A 15,680-nucleotide genomic window follows, 5' to 3' on the forward strand; every position below is an offset into this window, starting at 1 on the left:
TTGAGCCGCCAGATCCGCACCTTTGGCAACCGCCCCGACACCGCAATGGGCGTGATGGTGGGCAGCTCGGATAGCTTGACCAAAGATGGCGCGAAGCCCGCCATCTACCCGATTTACGTCACCGCCAACCGCAACGCGACTGTCGAGATTTACCGCAACGGTGCGCTGATCAATAGCCAACAAGTAGAGGCAGGTCTGCAGACGCTCGATACCCGCCCCTTACCCGGCGGTGTCTACGACGTGCAAGTGCGCTTGGTGGAGACGGCATCGTGACCTCCACCACCGATGAACTGGTCTACAAACCCAGCACTGGAACAACCCCGAGCAACGCTGGCGCTACAACGCCTTTGCCGGACGTGACAGCACTGCTCTGAGCAGCGATCGCAGCCGTAGCCATGGCGCGCTTGCCGCAGGCATCTCCGCCAACTACCTCGTCCACCCTCGCGCGGTGGTGGGTGTTTCGGCCCGCCGAGTAGCTGACCAGAACCAGTTGGGAACTTCGTTGGACCTTGGCCTGGGAGACGCTCCAGCGTTTACGCCAACGTTTACCAAACCCAGAATCACGGCACCGGCACCGATATTCAGGCCCTGCACAGCTACGGCGACGGCAGCCTGATTCTCAGCCACAACCGCAGCTGGCTGGACACTCGTAATACCTGGGAAACCTTGCCCGACGGCAGCCGTGTTCGGCAGCGCCACACCTACAACGGCAATGTGAGCAACACCTCGTTCGGCGTCAGCCACCGTCTCGGCCATCACAACAGCCTGAACGCCAGGGTCTCCTACAGCCAAGGTCAGACCAAAGGCACCGGGTTCGACGTGGGCTGGTTGCGCACTAGCCAGCTCTTCGGCAGCGACGCTAGCTGGCGCCTCTCGGCATTCGACCGCCCGGCTTCAAGCAGCAGCGGCGACGAACGCAACCGGGGTATTGATCTGAGCCTCAACCTGGCCATCGGCGGCACCGGTAAACGCCTGACTGCCAGTGTGGGCTCACGTACCTCACGAGACGGCGATAGCGACCGCAATGCCAGCCTCGGCTACCAACAAGATCTAGACGTCGGTCCTCTGCGGCAAGTAAACGCCAACGTGAATACGGATACCTATGGGGTTGGCCTGAACGGCTCGGCTGAATTCGAAACAGACTTCACCCGCGCAGATGTACTGCTCCAGCGCTCCTCTTACAACCAAAGGCTGTCCGGCAATCTGAACCTGGATAGCACGGTGGTTGTAGGGGCTCAAAAGGTGGCCATGAGCGGCCAGTACCTGGGTAGCGACGCCAGCATGATCATCGACCTGGATTCCGATATCGACGATATCGAGTTGCGGGCGGATGACCTTAGTGGCCACGGCGCAGTGCTGCATCCCGGCCGCAATATCGTCCCGGTCAGCGCTTACCAGCGCAGCACAGTGCAGTTCGACTTCCAAGGAGTTAACGCCCCCGCCGCCACGATCCAACCGGCACGAGCAAGCTACCACCTCAACAAAGGGGGCGTGGCGTACCAGCAGGTTCGCCTGATGAAAACCCTGACCGTCTTTGGGCGCTTGATCGATGAACAGAAACGTCCGCTCAAAGGGGTTCATGTACTGAACCACGCAAGCCGCGGCGTCACCGAGGCCGATGGTTTCTTCTCCATGGAGCTCAGCGCCAAGACCCCCACCTTGGAAGTGGTACGGGGCCAACACGTTCTCTGCCGCCTGGTTCTCGACCCGCAGAGCCTGGAACGTGAGGGCGATGTCCTTATGACGGGCGACCTGCCGTGTGTGCAAGGCAGCAGCCTGGAAAAAACCGCAGAGGGTTAGAAATCCCCGCACCACCGAGCCGGAATTTGCCCCAACGCATCTCAATGCCCTACCCGACAGTCGTCGCCCAGCGACACGCCAATTACGAGGTTTGCACCATGAAAAAACTGTTTCCCGCACTGGCGCTTTGCATGAGCGCCGCCGTTCAGGCAGGCCCGAGCATCAATGTCGGCACCGTTTACGACTACTTGGATAGCGACAAGAGCACCTACCTCAAACGCGTATTCAATGGTGGTGAATCCACCGCTTTCGTCCGAGTGAACGTATACGAGATCACCTTTGACACCGAGGGCAATAGCGTAGAAACGTCACTCGACAATCTGACGGACGTGGGTAAAGCCCGCACCGGACTAATCGCCAGCCCAGCTCGCTTGATCGTGCCTCCAAAAGGCATGCAGGGCACCCGTTTGTTGTACCGAGGCGAACGCGATGTCGAACGCTACTACCGCGTGCGCTTTGTGCCAGTTATGCCTGATAAGGAAGATCAATTTGAAGTCTCCGATACCGAGCGCCAGGCTTATAAAGAGTCGATGTCTGCCGGTATCAATATCTTGGCCGGCTATGGAACGGTATTTTTTGTGCGCCCTCAACACACCCATTTTGATACCCAGTTGCACAATGGGACAAACGACTATCGCCTGGATAATGCGGGCAACACCACCGTCGCGCTGAGCGAATTCAAAGATTGCTCGATGAAAAACCCCAACGACTGCCTACCTGAACAAAAGCACCATGTACGGCCCGGCAAAAATTATAGTTTCGTCAAAGCACCAGGTCGCCTCTATACCTTTAACTTAATGGAAGGTGAAAAAGTCCAGAAAGTTGAGGTGGGCAAATGACATTCATGCGCTCACGCACCCAACTCCAAGGCGTATGGCGCACGCTATATAAAGGCCTTGGAATATCGCTACTTGTTATTGCCACCCAGTCGGCCACAGCAGCACAGTTGGACATCACCGCAAAATTTGACCCGGATATCCGAAATCCAACGAGCAATAAATTCGAAAATACCACTCCCAACACTGGCTACTGCCTGAAATACCCGACGGTATGCGCTGGCAAAACATTCAGTCTTCGCATACCAAATAGATCGTCAGTGCGCGCGCCCTTGGTGATAGACCAAACGATGGGGATACGCGCACCTTATTCATGGAAAGAATTGGAGGTATCTCATAGCAGTGGCTCTAGGCAGACGGTACGAGTAAGAATTACTGGCGTGGGTGGCACATATGCATTGAGCACAGCCGCTGGAAAATATTTCAATGGCGATCACGCCGCGATTTGGAAGGATGGTACTTGGTCTACCGCACCAGCAGGATGCACGGCGACTGCAATGACAGCCAGCGGACCCGCCGTGTATTATTTTTTCTGGAGGTTCAACTCTGATAACGAGTGTGCAAAAACCTCAAAGGTCGACTTTGATGCAGCGGTTTCTATTGAAAACGTAGATATCATGTATGAATTACAGACGCCGAACCCTCTGGAAATGAATACGGGCACTTATAGCGGCTCTATCAGTTATACAGTTGGGCCTAATGGGGAGTTAAAGCTTGGCGAAGCACCCGTAAACGACTCGATCCTAACGCTGAACTTCACACTCACTGTACAGCATACATTGCAGATTCAATTCCCAGCTAACGCCACTCTGTTAGCCCTGGCACCTCAAGGTGGGTGGCAGCAGTGGCTGATTAACGGCGATAACTTTCGCCCCCAAAAACTCGTATCTAACCAACCCTTTCAACTATGGTCATCCACACGTTTTAAAATGCAACTGCTCTGCCAGTACCCGATCGGCGAGGACTGCGGCTTACAAAACGATGCAGGCGACAAAAAAATTCCGGTAAAAACAATGGTCACCCTCCCTTCGGGCTTGCAAGAACTTGGTAATAATCCTGTGAATCGCTCTCCACTTCGCAACAATGCAGCCAGTCTTTTCTTGCCAAATCGCTTCGTAGAAAACGAACGCGCCACTCTACACTTTGAAGTGGAAAAACAAGGCGTGCAGCAGATGATAGATAACGGTGGCGGCCGTTACCGAGGAGATGTAACGATCATTTGGGATAGTCAAATCTAAGCGCAACCACCCTACGATGATTTAAGAATATTGTTCACTCAATGCTCTGGGGAGTGCTTTACGCGCACAGCTCCCTAGGGCACTGCGGTCTCCCTTACCACCCTCAACAAATTCCCACCCCAGATATTCGCCACATCCGCTTCGCTATACCCAGCGGCGAGCAACCGAGCAGTAATACGCCCCAACTGACTCACATCCTCCAGCCCCTCTACCCCACCCCCACCATCCCAATCTGCGCCAATCCCCACATGCTCCGGCCCAACTACTGCCAGCACATGCAGCAAATGATTCATAAAATCCTCAAAAGTGGCGCGCTGCTGCGGGTACGCCGCTTCGACCGCCCGAATACGCGCAGCCAAATCCGCCACCTGCGCCGGGCTTAGCGCGGCGGCATTGCGAAACTCGCGGTACAACGGCCCCAGCGCTTTATCCCGCATTGGGTTGGGTCGCCGCGTAATCAGGTCGCTGCCAAAGCTATTGATCGACACCACCCCCCCCTTCGCGGCCAGCCGCCGTAACCGCGCGTCATCCAGATTGCGCGGACTGGCGCCCACCACCCGGCTGCCGGAATGTGAGGCCACAACGGGCGCGCTGGACAGTTCCAGCACCTGATCAAACACTGCATCCGAGGCATGCGACACATCCAGCACTATGCCCAAACGATTCGCCTCGCCCACCAAGTCGCGCCCTGCCGGACTCAGCCCATGCCACTGCGGTAAGGCCGTGGCCGAGTCGGCGAAGTCGTTATTGGCGGCATGCACCAGGCCCAACATACGCAAGCCCAGACGGTGATAGGTCAGCAATCGCCCAGGGTCTGCCGCCAGCGGCTCGGCGTTTTCCATACTGATAAACACCACCCGCTTGCCGGCCGCTTTGATACGCGGCGCATCGGCTGCGGTGAGGGCCAGTTCGAAGTCGTCGGGGTGCGCGGCGACCATATCGCGAATGCGCGTTAGCACCGCCAGGCCATGCTCGCTGGCCTGGGTGCGGCCTTCATCGGTCAGCGGCCCTTGCGGCGTGAAAATGGCCCAAAACCCGCCGTCCAATCCGCCCTCGCGCATGCGCGGTAAGTCCACTTGCGAAAGGTCGTCGGCAAAGGTGTGGCGCTGGGTAATATCCCACCCCGGCCGGGCCAGCTGCATGGGCGTATCCAGGTGACTGTCGAGCATCAACGGCCCGGCCTGCACCGCTGTGGAGAGCAAGGCCAGGCTTAAAATAAAACCACGCGGCATCACTTAACCCCAACGAAAACTACGGTCCCACAGGCTCGACACATCCAGCGCATTGGGCAGCACGCCAGCGGCAAAAAACACATCCGCCACCTCTTGCTGCGAGCGCACGGCCGCATCGTCTACCGGCTGCAAAATCCGCGGTCCGCTCTGGGCTTTGAACTGGGCGAGAAACACCTCTTTAGGAATGCCTAGAATCTTCTCGCTCTTCGCCGCCCAGGCTTCAGGGTTGTGCTGAATCCACTGCCAGGTTTGGTATTCGCGAAGAATGTAGTCCGTGATTGCCGCATGTTTTTTCGGATCAGCAATCGCACCCGCGTTGGCCGCAATCACATAGTTACCGGACAAATAGCCCTGCCCCGTTTTCAGCACCCGCGCGCCGCTGCGCAACTCGGCCAGCTGAATGAAATAACCGTAAGTGACCCAAGCATCCAGATTGCCATTTTGAAACGCGGCAAAACCATCCTGCGGAGTCAGCGCCATAGGCGTGATATCGGCAAAACTCAGGCCCTGTTCCTTTAGTGCTTTGAGTAGCAAAAAGTGCGAGGTGGTGGAGCGGATATAGCCAATGCGTTTGCCGCGCAGCTGGCTCAGGTCTTCAATTTCCGAGCCCTTGGGCACGATAATCGCCTGGTTATTTACATCGCCGGTCAGCACCGCAATCAGCTTTACTGGCGCGTCATTCTTGATGCCGAAAATCGGTGGAATTTCGCTCATCGGCGCGATATCCAGCGTGCCGCTGACAAGCGCTTCAAAGGCCAGATTACCGCCAGTAAATTCGGCATATTTCACCGGGTACGGCGGCGTTTGAATGCCCGCTTCTGGGAAGAAGGTCGGCGCCGCGCCCTTGTAGGTGGCGGCATGCAGGCTGACGCCCTCCCACTGCCCGGCACCTTGTGCCAGCGACCAGGGCAAGGCTGCGCCCAGGCCCAACACGGCCGAGCGCTGGATAAATTCACGACGGTTCATGCGGTAATCCTTCACTCGAGGAAATCGGGTTCTTCACGCACCAGGCGATCCCAGTGCGATTGCAGGGCAAACCAGCTGCCGAATTCGGTGCCCACTTGCCCAGCGGTGTGCCGCGCCACGTCTGGGGGAATCGGCTTGGGAGTGCCGGCGGCTTCGGCCAGCAGTTGACTATGGGCGGCGTTGTCCAGGGCAATAAAACGCCACACCGCCGCCTCCACGGTTTCGCCCACGGTGAGCAAACCGTGGTTTTGCAGAATCAGCGCGACGTTATGGGCGCCAAGCGTGTCGGCAATGCGGTCGCCTTCGCTTGCCTCCAGCACTACGCCGCTGAAGTTGTCGACCAGCGCGTGCTTTTCATAAAAGGCGCAGGCGTCCTGGGTGAGCGGGTCGAGCAAGCGGCCGAGGCTCGACCAGGCTTTGCCATACAGCGAATGGGCATGGGCAGCGGCAACCACATCGGGCCGCGCTTTATGCAGCGCGGCATGAATGGCGAAGGCCGCCAAATTGAGCGAACCCTCGCCTTCGACGATCTCGCCATCGGGGTTCACCAGCAGCAAATCGCTGACGCGAATATGGCCGAAATACACGCCCACCGGGTTTACCCAGAAATGCTCGGGAAACTCTGGGTCGCGCACGGTGATATGCCCGGCGCCACCCATGTCAAACCCGTAGCGGGCAAACAGGCGAAACGAGGCGGCCAGGCGCTGACGACGTAGCAACCGTTCTTCGGCAAAGGTCGGTTGCTGCGGCGGATGCTGCCAGCGGTGCACGGTAAAACCCTCACGCTGCAGGCCATAGGCCGAGGGTTTGGGGAATGTGCTCATACGGGGTTTTCCAAAGGCTGACCGCTGTGCAGACGCGCCACATTGCGCGCCAGCAGTGCGGCGATATTCAGGTACACCTGCGGCGAGTTGGCCGAGGTATGCGGCGACAAACGCACCCGTGGATGGCTGTACAACCAATGGCCGGCGGGCAGCGGTTCTGGGTCGGAGACGTCCAGGCTGGCCAGGCCGATCTGCCCACTGTCGAGGGCCACGCGCAGGGCGTCCTGATCGATCAGCGAACCACGGGCGATATTGATCAGATGCAGGCCCGGTTTGGCGGCAGCCAGCACCTGACGATCGACGATATGCCGCGTTTGCTCGGTGGCCGGGGCGGCGAGCAGCACATGGTCGGCGCGGGCAAACAGCTCGCGCACCGACTCCACGCGCTCCACGCCCGGCACATCAAACGGCTGCTGCGAACGGCGTACCGCCAGCACCTGCATACCCAACGCCTGCGCCTTGAGCGCGGTGCTGCGGGCAATCGCGCCAAAGCCCAGCAACCCCAGCGTGCTACCAGCCACCGAGGCCAGCGGCCGTTGCTGCCAGTGCTCGGGCTGGTCAATCCACACCTGGGGCAACTGCTTGGCCGCCGCAAAAATACTGGCCAGGGCAAACTCGGCGATGGCCTCGGCGGTGGTGCCGCGCGAGCTGGCCACCGGCACGGCGCCGGAAAACAACCAGGCCGGAAAAAAGTCGATGCCTGAGGTGACCAGTTGCACCAGTTTCACGCCATACGGCCAGCCGCTCGGTGATTGCTCGGCGGCGCGAAAATCCGGGTGCGGCGCGGCGAGCAATACCTGCACCTCGGCCGGTAAATCCACCGGCACACCGCGCGGCACATTGATGATCTCGACGCCCGGCAACGCATCACGCAGTTGCGCGTTAAAACCGGCGTCCAACTGGCTGGCAATGATCACACCTGCGCTCCTGCTGGTTGCAAAAATGCGGCACGGCCGGCGGCGCCAAGAATGGCGTCGTCTTGCGGGGTGTGAATGCGGCTGCACAGCACGTCGCGGTAATGCCGCTCCAGCGGATTGCTGCGCGCCAAGGCCGGATTGCCGATGGCTTCGATGGCCAACTCCACCGCCTTGATGGCCTGATTGGTGACCAGGTGTTTGATCTGCGTGGCCTCATTGGCCGCCACCCGCCCTTCGGCGGCCGCATCCAGCAACACGCGGTTGGATAACAACAACGAATCGATGCGCCCGACCAGTTCTTGAAAGCGCGGCAAGCTCGCCAGCGGCGCACCGAGGTTGGCCGGCGTGCGTTCACGCAGCCAACCCACCAGCCAGTCACGGGCGGCGCGGGCCACGCCGTCGTAAATGCTCGACAGCAACACCGCCAGCCACAGCACGCCGGACGGGTCGAGTTCGGAGGTACGCGGCACGTCGGCCGGCTGCACATCCACGGCGTGGTCGAACGGCACCAGCACGTTATCGAACACCACGTCGTGGCTGCCGGTGGCGCGCATGCCAAGGTGGTCCCAGGTTTCTTCAATGCGAATGCCCGGCGTGTCGCGGTGCACCAGCCAGGTTCCTACACGCGGCACGCTGTCATCACTGCGCGCCCACACCGAGAGCCAGGTCAGCCCAGGAATGCCAGTGGAATAAATCTTGCGCCCATTCAACCGCCAGCCTTCCGGCACACGGGTAGCCAACGTACCCGGCAAACCGCCGCGCGCCGGTGTGCCCAACTCGGGCTCCACGCGCAGCGCATTGATCAACGCGCCCTGCTCCACCGCCTCGCGCGCCACGCGCAACCGCAGGTATTCCGGCCAGGCCAGGTTGCGTTGCAGGCGGGTGTGTTGCAGGTACTGCATCACCAGCACCAACGCGGTAGAAGGCTCGCCCTTGGCCACGGCAGCAATCACCCGCCGCGCCTGCGCCAAGGTCGCGCCGCTGCCGCCCAACTCACGCGGCACGGTCAGGGCCAGCAACTCATGCTGCTGCAAGCGCGCCAGGTTGGCATGGGGGAATTCGCTATGGCGGTCGAAGTGCGCGGCAGTGGCGGCGAACTCGGCGCTGATGGCGTCGAGCACTGGGCAAACGCCGGGCTATCAAAATCGGGACGGTTATCCACGGCAATGGCGGGTTGAGCACTGGAGGTCATCGGTGGGTTCCGGTCAGGTAAAAGGAATGGCTCGGGGTGGCCTGCGCGGGGGCATTTACGCCGAGCAAGGTGAGCAGATGGCGGCGGGTGTCTTGCAGGCGACGGGTGGCAATTTCCCGGGGTCGTGGCTGGGTGATCGCCAGGTCTTCCACGATGCGGCCCTGATCCAGTACAAGCACGCGGTCGGCCAGCAACACGGCCTCATCCACGTCGTGGGTCACCAGCAACACCGCCGGCTCATGCTTGCGCCACAGCTCCAGCACCAACTGCTGCATGCGAATTCGCGTGAGCGCATCCAGCGCGGCGAAGGGCTCATCGAGCAGCAACAACTTCGGCTCGCGCACCAATGCCCTAGCGAGTGCCACACGCTGCGCCTCGCCGCCGGACAAAGTGCCGGGCCAGGCCATTAGCCGATGCTGCAACCCCACTTCAGCCATCGCCGCTTGCGCCCGCGCCTGCGGGTTAGCGCCACGCAGCCCAGGCTGACATTGCGCCAGGCGCGCTTCACGGCATCAAGCGCGGCTCCTGAAACACCGCCGTACGCGCTTCCGGCACGTGCAGCTGGCCGCTATCAATCCGGTCCAGCCCGGCCAGTGCGCGCAGCAACGTGGTTTTGCCCGAGCCACTGCGGCCCAGCAACGCCACAAACTGCCCGGAGCCGATGTCCAGATCCAGCCCATCGAGAATGCGCTGCTCGCCAAACTGGCGAACCGCCTGGCGCACCGATACCGCCGCCAATGAAGAGGTACGCGCCATGTTCAACTCCCGATAAACGACGGCCGCCAGGCCAGGGTGAAACGCTCCAGGCCGCGCACCAGCGCGTCGATACCCAGGCCCAGCACGCTGTAAACCAGCAGGCAGATCACGATGACGTCGGTGCGCATAAAATCGCGGGCATCGTTCACCAGGTAACCGATGCCGGCGGTGGCATTGATCTGCTCCACCACCACCAGGCCCAGCCAACTGATGCCAAACGCATAACGCAAACCGACAAAAAACGAGGCAAGGCGCCCGGCAAAATCACATGCCAGACCCGCTCGCGGCGATTAAGCCCAAACAGCGTGGCGGCCTCGATCAACTTGGGGTCCAGGCCACGAATACCGGAGAACAAGGTGAGGTAAATCGGGAAGGTAGTGCCCATGGCGATAAGCGCAATCTTCGGCGTCTCGCCACGCCAAACCACAGAATAAAGAGCGGCACGATGGCCAGAAACGGCAGCGTGCGCAGCATCTGCATCGGCGAGTCGATAGCCAACTCCCCACCCCGCGACAACCCCGCCACCAGCGCAAGCGTGGTGCCCAGCGTGACGCCGATGGCCAGCCCACTGAGCGCCCGCAACAACGAAACCCACAGATGCCCCGCCAATTCGCCGCTGACCAAAAGCTGCCACAGCGTGCCGCCGATAGCACTAGGCGCCGCAATAATCCGCGCCGGCAACACCCCGCTTTGCGACGCCGCTTCCATAAGAGCAACAGCAACAACGGGCTGACCAACCGCGCACCCAGATTGCGCCAGAGCGGCCAGCGAGTGAGCGAACGCAACGACATGACATCTCCTTGTGTCAGCAAACGGGGCCAGAAAACACCCAGGCAAAGCCATGCAACTACATAAGAAACGTCCGTGAAATTCGTTTTGATTCTAAGCTAATATGTTTTAACGCATTTAATGAAAACATCATTATGCGTAATAGTAATTTTTAAACCCAAGAAATATACCCAATCCCCGTTTCCAGGAATCGAGGCTGAAGCCTCTCCCACAAAGGACGGTGATCCCCTGTAGGAGAGGCTTCAGCCTCGCGCTTTTGATCTACAGTTTTTGATCTTGATCTGGCTTTTGACTTGCCCGCCCCTTTAGCGCCAGGCCGAGTGGAGTCGTTGCGTAAGGGGTCGTAGCGGCCGGGAGCCGCGCAGAGGGATGGGGCCATGGATGGCCCTCAGCCCGGCCCCTGGAGCGACGACGTAGCGAGGGAAGTTTTCACGCAGTGAAAACCCCAGGTAGGGGCAAGCCTTTTTGGTTTCTTTTTCGGCGACTGGAAAAAAGAACTCGCGCGTAAGGCGCGAAACAAAAACGCCCAGCACACGCGGTAACGAAGAAAAACCACAAGTAAAAGGAAGACGTTAAGCCCCAACCCTAGCCGCCACCATCCCCCCAAACTCACTAACCGGCACCTGCAAATTCCCGAGAAACCTCGGATGCACCAACCACAAATCAATCACCGGCTTGAAATCACTCACCGGCACAATCTCCAACCGCTCCCGGTGAGAACTGTTCTCCAACAACGGCAACGGCACCAACCCATACCCCAACCCGTTGGCAATCAACCCCAACTGCAACTCCGTGCCAAACGTCTCCAGATTGACCTTGAGCGACAACCCTTCAGCACTCAACGCCCGCTGCAACCCCGCCCGAAACCCACAGCCATCCGGATTCAACACCCAACCGCGCTGATAACAATCAGCCAACTTGTAACTGCGCTTGCGCACCTCTCCTTTCGCCGCCACCACCACCAAATTCATCCGCGCCAGCGAGCGCCCCACCATACCTTCGGGAAACACCTTCCCCGCCGGAAACAACGCCGCCACCGCATCCAGTTCGCCATTCTCGATCTTGCCGAGCAAATGACTGCCCCACCCGGTAGACACCTGCGCCTGCAAATCCGGGTACAGCGTTTTCAGCTGGCTTAACGCATCGAGCAACACCACATCGCCGATGGTTTGCGGCACACCCAAACGCAACGTGCCGGTCGGCGCCGAGTCGCTCAAAACCAGCTCACGCAACGCACCCATTTCGCGCTGCACATTCAGGCACTGCTCATACACGCGCATGCCGAGCGAAGTGGGTTTTAGCGGTTTGGTATTGCGGTCCAGCAGATTGGCGCCCAGGTCGTCTTCAAAGTTCTGCACCCGCCGGGTAATCGCCGGCTGAGTCAGTTGCAACGATTCGGCCGCCTGGCTAATGGACTGCGAGCGGATGACGGCTACGAACGCATCGATATCGTCTATCTTCATTCTTTTTTCACATAATAAAGTAGTGGAAAAATACCAGTTAAGAATAATACCTTTCGCCTCGAAGGTGTACTGCTACACCCCACAATTACATAAAGAGCGGAGGGACCCATGGCACAAAATGCCAATTCAGCTCGCTTGCGCCGGTTTATCGGCGACCTTGCCGAGCTGCTGGTAACGCAAACGGACGAACCCGCGCTGCTGGATCGCGGCGCGCACTTGCTAAGTGAACTGGTCAGTGTCGATGACTGGCTGCCCGACGAATTCGCCCAACCCAGCCCCGAGCGCTATCAGCAATATGTGCTGCACGTGGACTCGGCGCAGCGCTTTAGCGTGGTCAGTTTTGTCTGGGGGCCGGGGCAGCAAACGCCGGTGCATGACCACCGCGTGTGGGCCTGATCGGCATGCTGCGCGGTGCCGAAGAAGCCCAAGGGTTTCACCTCGACAACCACGGCGCGCTGCACGCCGACGGCGCCCCGCGGCGCTTGTTGCCGGCCAGGTGGAGGCGGTATCGCCGCGCATTGGCGATATCCACCAGGTGCGCAATGCGTACAGCGACCGCACCTCCATCAGCATCCATGTCTACGGCGGCAATATCGGCGCAGTGAAGCGCGCGGTGTACCTGGCCGATGGCAGCGAAAAGCCCTTTATCTCCGGTTATTCCAACGCCCACTTGCCCAATATCTGGGACCTGTCGAAAGAGAACCCCGCGCCATGAGTGAATTTCCCCGTCGTAGTTATGCCGACCTGCGCACCGCCCTGCTCGCCCGCCAGGAACTGGCCCTGCTGGACGTGCGCGAAGAAGCGCCGTTTGCCGAGGCGCACCCGTTGTTTGCCGCCAATGTGCCCCTGTCGAAACTGGAGCTGGAAATTTACGCCCGCGTGCCGCACCGGCATACGCCGGTCACCGTTTACGACGACGGCGAAGGCCTGGCCGAGCGCGCCGCCGAGCGTTTACGCACCTTGGGTTACACCGATATTGCCCTGCTCGAAGGCGGCCTGAGCGGCTGGCGCGATGCGGCGGCGAGCTGTTCCGCGACGTAAACGTGCCGAGCAAAGCCTTTGGCGAACTGGTGGAAAGCCAGCGCCACACACCGTCGTTGGCCGCCGAAGAGGTGCAAGCCTTGCTCGATAGCCGGGCCGATGTGGTGGTGCTCGATGCGCGGCGTTTGGACGAATACCAGACCATGAACATTCCCGGCTCCACCAGCGTGCCGGGTGCCGAATTGGTGTTGCGCGTACGGGAGCTGGCACCGAACCCGGCCACACAAGTGATCGTCAATTGTGCCGGGCGCACGCGCAGCATCATCGGCACCCAGTCGCTGGTGAACGCCGGCATTCCAACAAAGTGGCGGCGCTGCGCAACGGCACCATCGGCTGGACGCTGGCGGGCCAAACCCTGGAACACGGGCAGAACCGCCGCTTCGAACTCACTCAGCCCGTCCACCTGCAAGCCGCTCGTGACGCGGCGCAGCAGGTGGCAGAAAAAGCCAAGGTCGGCATCGCCAGCCTCGACGATCTGCACCGTTGGCAAGCCGACCACAGCCGCACCACCTACCTCTTCGACGTGCGCACCGCTGCCGAATACGAAGCCGGCCATTTGCCCGGCGCGCGCTGGGTAGAAGGAGGGCAACTGGTGCAGGAAACCGACCACGTCGCCAGCGTGCGTGGCGCCCGTTTGGTGCTGGTGGACAGCGAAGGCGTACGCGCCAATATGAGCGCTTCGTGGCTCGCGCAAATGGGCTGGGAAGCCTGGGTGCTGGCACCCCAAACGGCCGAGCTGTTCAGCGCCACCGGCCCGTGGCAAGCACCGCTCCCCGCCCTGCCGGAAGCGCCGAGCATCACCGTCAGCACCCTGCAGCAATGGCAACAAACGCCTGGCACCGTGGTGCTGGATTTCACCGCCAGCGCCAACTACGTCAAACGGCATATCCCCGGCGCCCACTGGGCACTGCGCGCCGATCTTCGCGAAGCACTGGAGCAGTTGCCGCTGGCCGAACGCTATGTGCTCACTGCGGCAGCAGCCTGCTCGCACGTTTTGCAGTCAAGGACTTGCAGACGTTCACCAGCGTGCCGGTGTTCCTGCTCGAAGGCGGCACTGGCGCGTGGATCGAAGCAGGCTTACCGCTGGAAACCGGCGAAACCCACCTGGCCTCGCCCCGTATCGACCGCTACCGCCGCCCGTATGAGGGCACCGATAATCCGGTCGCCGCGATGCAGGGGTATCTGGATTGGGAGTACGGGTTGGTGGAGCAATTGGGCCGCGACGGCACCCATGGGTTCTACGTGATTTAAGCGAGGACGCACGTAGGGCGAATATCGCCACAGGCGATATCCGCCGATACCCCGACCATCACCCAACGGCGGATATACGCTTTGCGCCTATTCGCCCTACGTGCTGCTAAGTCGCGGCCAACAACTGCGCAATACGCTTACGCAGCTCGCCCTGCTTCTGCTCGTCATACGCAGGCGCTGTTTTCCAGTCGTAGAACCACACCGGCATTTTGCGCAGGTGGTCGGGCTCGGCCGCATAACGCGGGAAAATATGGCAATGCAGTTCCGGCTCCGAGTTACCGAGAATCTCGTAATTCATCCGCAACGCACCGGTGGCCTGCAGCACGGCATCGCCAAGACGGGCCATATCGAGCAGGTAGGTCACACGGGCTTCGGCATCCAGATCATTGAGACTGGGCACCACCGGGTCCGGCAGCAACAGGCAGTAGCCCTGCAGAAACTGCACATCGCCCATCACCGCCCAACCGGAGGCCATCTTGCAAATCACTTTGTCGTTAGCGCCTTTACGAGCGAGCGCAACACGTTCGGAAATCAGGGCCATTCGCTGTCCTTGGTAGTAGTCAGGGAGGTGCTGCTCACTGAGCAATACACACGTCGTTGGCTGAGCAGGGTCGTAGCAATACGGCTGGTCGGCCGGCTGAATCTGGATGTTTTCGACAGGGGCATAACGCAGCGGAGCCTGATGGCCAAGCTGCTCCAATAGGCTATTCACAGTCGCCGACAGGGTCACCTCGTTCACACGCGCGGCCCGGTATTGGGCGGCCTTGAGCTCGTTGGCACGCAACGCTGGCGGGGTGAGCTCAGCCGCATTCGCCTCGTGCTTGGCATCGCGTGATTGCTGGCTTTAACCAGCTCGGGGTAGACGCTCGTGAGATCGCCGAATGCGCCGCAAATATCGCGGTAATGCATGGGTTCTTCACCGTCGGACGTGGCGTTGCGCACAAGCGGGCGCGATACTCGAGCATCTTGCGAAAGCCTTCGCCAGCTATCTTGTCTTTCTGCCTCGGTCAGGCGCTGATTGGCCTCTGCAATCGCACGATTGAGGAAGTCCGTATAGCCACTGGGCAACGCTACTTCCTCGACGTTCCCGGCGACAAACTGCACCTGAACGACCGCGCCCTGGCGTCGTTTGGCAATGGCATAGCCATGCTCGACGCCATCCTTCATCACCACCCTCTGACTGGCCACACCCGCAGCAGGATCGGTTCTGACTTCGCTCATTACTGTGTAACCGTTGGATAAACATGCTCGGTCTTTACAGAACCCGTCGCGACCATCAGACGACGGTAAAACACGCGGCTCGCGCTAATAAGCGCCAGCGTCTGGTAGCCACCGTCCAGGTGAGCATTACAATCAGCAACATGCCCGTGTCAGG

Annotated in this window: 13 protein-coding genes and 4 pseudogenes; 6 read left to right on the plus strand and 11 right to left on the minus strand. The window is 60.2% G+C overall.

Annotated elements, in window-relative coordinates; translation table 11 throughout:
- From AC0V2S_RS26430 to AC0V2S_RS26445, 4 genes are all read left to right on the plus strand, one after another.
- Nucleotides 1-273 (plus strand): TcfC E-set like domain-containing protein (locus tag AC0V2S_RS26430; protein WP_475512306.1); only part of this gene is annotated, 273 nt, incomplete at its 5' end.
- Nucleotides 274-666: 393 nt separating this feature from the next.
- The gene (locus AC0V2S_RS26435) at nucleotides 667-1,800 is read left to right on the plus strand and encodes a CS1-pili formation C-terminal domain-containing protein (RefSeq protein WP_475512307.1); all 1,134 of its coding nucleotides are present in this window, start codon (nucleotides 667-669) and stop codon (nucleotides 1,798-1,800) included.
- Between the two features lie 98 nt (nucleotides 1,801-1,898).
- Nucleotides 1,899-2,639: a fimbrial biogenesis chaperone gene (locus AC0V2S_RS26440; RefSeq protein WP_475512308.1), complete on the plus strand. Its 741-nt coding sequence runs from the start codon at nucleotides 1,899-1,901 to the stop codon at nucleotides 2,637-2,639.
- Nucleotides 2,636-3,874 carry a hypothetical protein gene (locus AC0V2S_RS26445; RefSeq protein ID WP_475512309.1) on the plus strand — a complete coding sequence of 413 codons (1,239 nt, stop codon included), beginning with the start codon at nucleotides 2,636-2,638 and terminating at the stop codon, nucleotides 3,872-3,874. Before AC0V2S_RS26440 ends, AC0V2S_RS26445 begins: the two co-directional genes overlap by 4 nt.
- A 74-nt stretch (nucleotides 3,875-3,948) precedes the next feature.
- Here the strand turns inward: AC0V2S_RS26445 and AC0V2S_RS26450 are convergent, their stop codons facing one another.
- The 9 genes and pseudogenes from AC0V2S_RS26450 to AC0V2S_RS26490 all read right to left on the minus strand — a co-directional run bounded on the left by AC0V2S_RS26450 (nucleotide 3,949) and on the right by AC0V2S_RS26490 (nucleotide 12,013).
- On the minus strand, nucleotides 3,949-5,106 hold the full coding sequence (locus tag AC0V2S_RS26450; protein WP_475512310.1) for a dipeptidase: 1,158 nt from the start codon (nucleotides 5,104-5,106) through the stop codon (nucleotides 3,949-3,951).
- A 3-nt stretch (nucleotides 5,107-5,109) separates the two neighbouring features.
- Nucleotides 5,110-6,072, minus strand: a complete 963-nt coding sequence (locus tag AC0V2S_RS26455; protein ID WP_475512311.1) for an ABC transporter substrate-binding protein — start codon at nucleotides 6,070-6,072, stop codon at nucleotides 5,110-5,112.
- Nucleotides 6,073-6,083: 11 nt separating this feature from the next.
- On the minus strand, nucleotides 6,084-6,896 hold the full coding sequence (locus tag AC0V2S_RS26460; RefSeq protein ID WP_475512312.1) for a class II aldolase/adducin family protein: 813 nt from the start codon (nucleotides 6,894-6,896) through the stop codon (nucleotides 6,084-6,086).
- The gene (locus tag AC0V2S_RS26465) at nucleotides 6,893-7,813 is read right to left on the minus strand and encodes a D-isomer specific 2-hydroxyacid dehydrogenase family protein (protein WP_475512313.1); all 921 of its coding nucleotides are present in this window, start codon (nucleotides 7,811-7,813) and stop codon (nucleotides 6,893-6,895) included. The genes AC0V2S_RS26460 and AC0V2S_RS26465 overlap by 4 nt, the downstream gene beginning before the upstream one ends.
- The gene (locus AC0V2S_RS26470; protein ID WP_475512314.1) at nucleotides 7,810-8,934 is read right to left on the minus strand and encodes an acyl-CoA dehydrogenase family protein; all 1,125 of its coding nucleotides are present in this window, start codon (nucleotides 8,932-8,934) and stop codon (nucleotides 7,810-7,812) included. Before AC0V2S_RS26470 ends, AC0V2S_RS26465 begins: the two co-directional genes overlap by 4 nt.
- Nucleotides 8,935-9,001: 67 nt before the next feature.
- Nucleotides 9,002-9,761, minus strand: a pseudogene (locus AC0V2S_RS26475) (ABC transporter ATP-binding protein).
- Nucleotides 9,762-9,763: 2 nt separating this feature from the next.
- A pseudogene (locus tag AC0V2S_RS26480) lies at nucleotides 9,764-10,146 on the minus strand (ABC transporter permease).
- The gene (locus AC0V2S_RS26485) at nucleotides 10,080-10,469 is read right to left on the minus strand and encodes an ABC transporter permease (protein WP_475512318.1); all 390 of its coding nucleotides are present in this window, start codon (nucleotides 10,467-10,469) and stop codon (nucleotides 10,080-10,082) included. The pseudogene AC0V2S_RS26480 and the gene AC0V2S_RS26485 overlap by 67 nt, the downstream one beginning before the upstream one ends.
- A 653-nt stretch (nucleotides 10,470-11,122) precedes the next feature.
- A complete protein-coding gene (locus AC0V2S_RS26490; RefSeq protein WP_475512315.1) occupies nucleotides 11,123-12,013 on the minus strand; it encodes a LysR family transcriptional regulator in 891 nt (296 codons plus the stop codon).
- 108 nt (nucleotides 12,014-12,121) lie between these two features.
- Here AC0V2S_RS26490 and AC0V2S_RS26495 point away from each other — a divergent pair.
- Together AC0V2S_RS26495 and AC0V2S_RS26500 are read left to right on the plus strand one after the other, a co-directional pair.
- A pseudogene (locus AC0V2S_RS26495) lies at nucleotides 12,122-12,728 on the plus strand (cysteine dioxygenase family protein).
- Nucleotides 12,725-14,305: pseudogene (locus tag AC0V2S_RS26500) on the plus strand (rhodanese-related sulfurtransferase). The pseudogenes AC0V2S_RS26495 and AC0V2S_RS26500 overlap by 4 nt, the downstream one beginning before the upstream one ends.
- A gap of 106 nt (nucleotides 14,306-14,411) precedes the next feature.
- Here AC0V2S_RS26500 and AC0V2S_RS26505 read toward each other — a convergent pair.
- Both AC0V2S_RS26505 and AC0V2S_RS26510 read right to left on the minus strand, forming a co-directional pair.
- A complete protein-coding gene (locus AC0V2S_RS26505) occupies nucleotides 14,412-14,846 on the minus strand; it encodes an HIT family protein (RefSeq protein WP_475512317.1) in 435 nt (144 codons plus the stop codon).
- Between the two features lie 194 nt (nucleotides 14,847-15,040).
- Nucleotides 15,041-15,526 carry a hypothetical protein gene (locus AC0V2S_RS26510; protein WP_475512316.1) on the minus strand — a complete coding sequence of 162 codons (486 nt, stop codon included), beginning with the start codon at nucleotides 15,524-15,526 and terminating at the stop codon, nucleotides 15,041-15,043.
- Between the last annotated feature and the right edge of the window lie 154 nt (nucleotides 15,527-15,680).

Source organism: Pseudomonas sp. CC11G, from assembly GCF_056174845.1.

Bases quoted from the DNA above. Each gene is read 5' to 3' on its own strand.
- AC0V2S_RS26445 (WP_475512309.1), top strand. From the start codon at position 2,636: ATGACATTCATGCGCTCACGCACCCAACTCCAAGGCGTATGGCGCACG.
- AC0V2S_RS26450 (WP_475512310.1), bottom strand. From the start codon at position 5,106: ATGCCGCGTGGTTTTATTTTAAGCCTGGCCTTGCTCTCCACAGCGGTG.
- AC0V2S_RS26505 (WP_475512317.1), bottom strand. From the start codon at position 14,846: ATGGCCCTGATTTCCGAACGTGTTGCGCTCGCTCGTAAAGGCGCTAAC.
- AC0V2S_RS26485 (WP_475512318.1), bottom strand. From the start codon at position 10,469: ATGGAAGCGGCGTCGCAAAGCGGGGTGTTGCCGGCGCGGATTATTGCG.
- AC0V2S_RS26455 (WP_475512311.1), bottom strand. From the start codon at position 6,072: ATGAACCGTCGTGAATTTATCCAGCGCTCGGCCGTGTTGGGCCTGGGC.
- AC0V2S_RS26460 (WP_475512312.1), bottom strand. From the start codon at position 6,896: ATGAGCACATTCCCCAAACCCTCGGCCTATGGCCTGCAGCGTGAGGGT.
- AC0V2S_RS26510 (WP_475512316.1), bottom strand. From the start codon at position 15,526: ATGAGCGAAGTCAGAACCGATCCTGCTGCGGGTGTGGCCAGTCAGAGG.
- AC0V2S_RS26490 (WP_475512315.1), bottom strand. From the start codon at position 12,013: ATGAAGATAGACGATATCGATGCGTTCGTAGCCGTCATCCGCTCGCAG.
- AC0V2S_RS26440 (WP_475512308.1), top strand. From the start codon at position 1,899: ATGAAAAAACTGTTTCCCGCACTGGCGCTTTGCATGAGCGCCGCCGTT.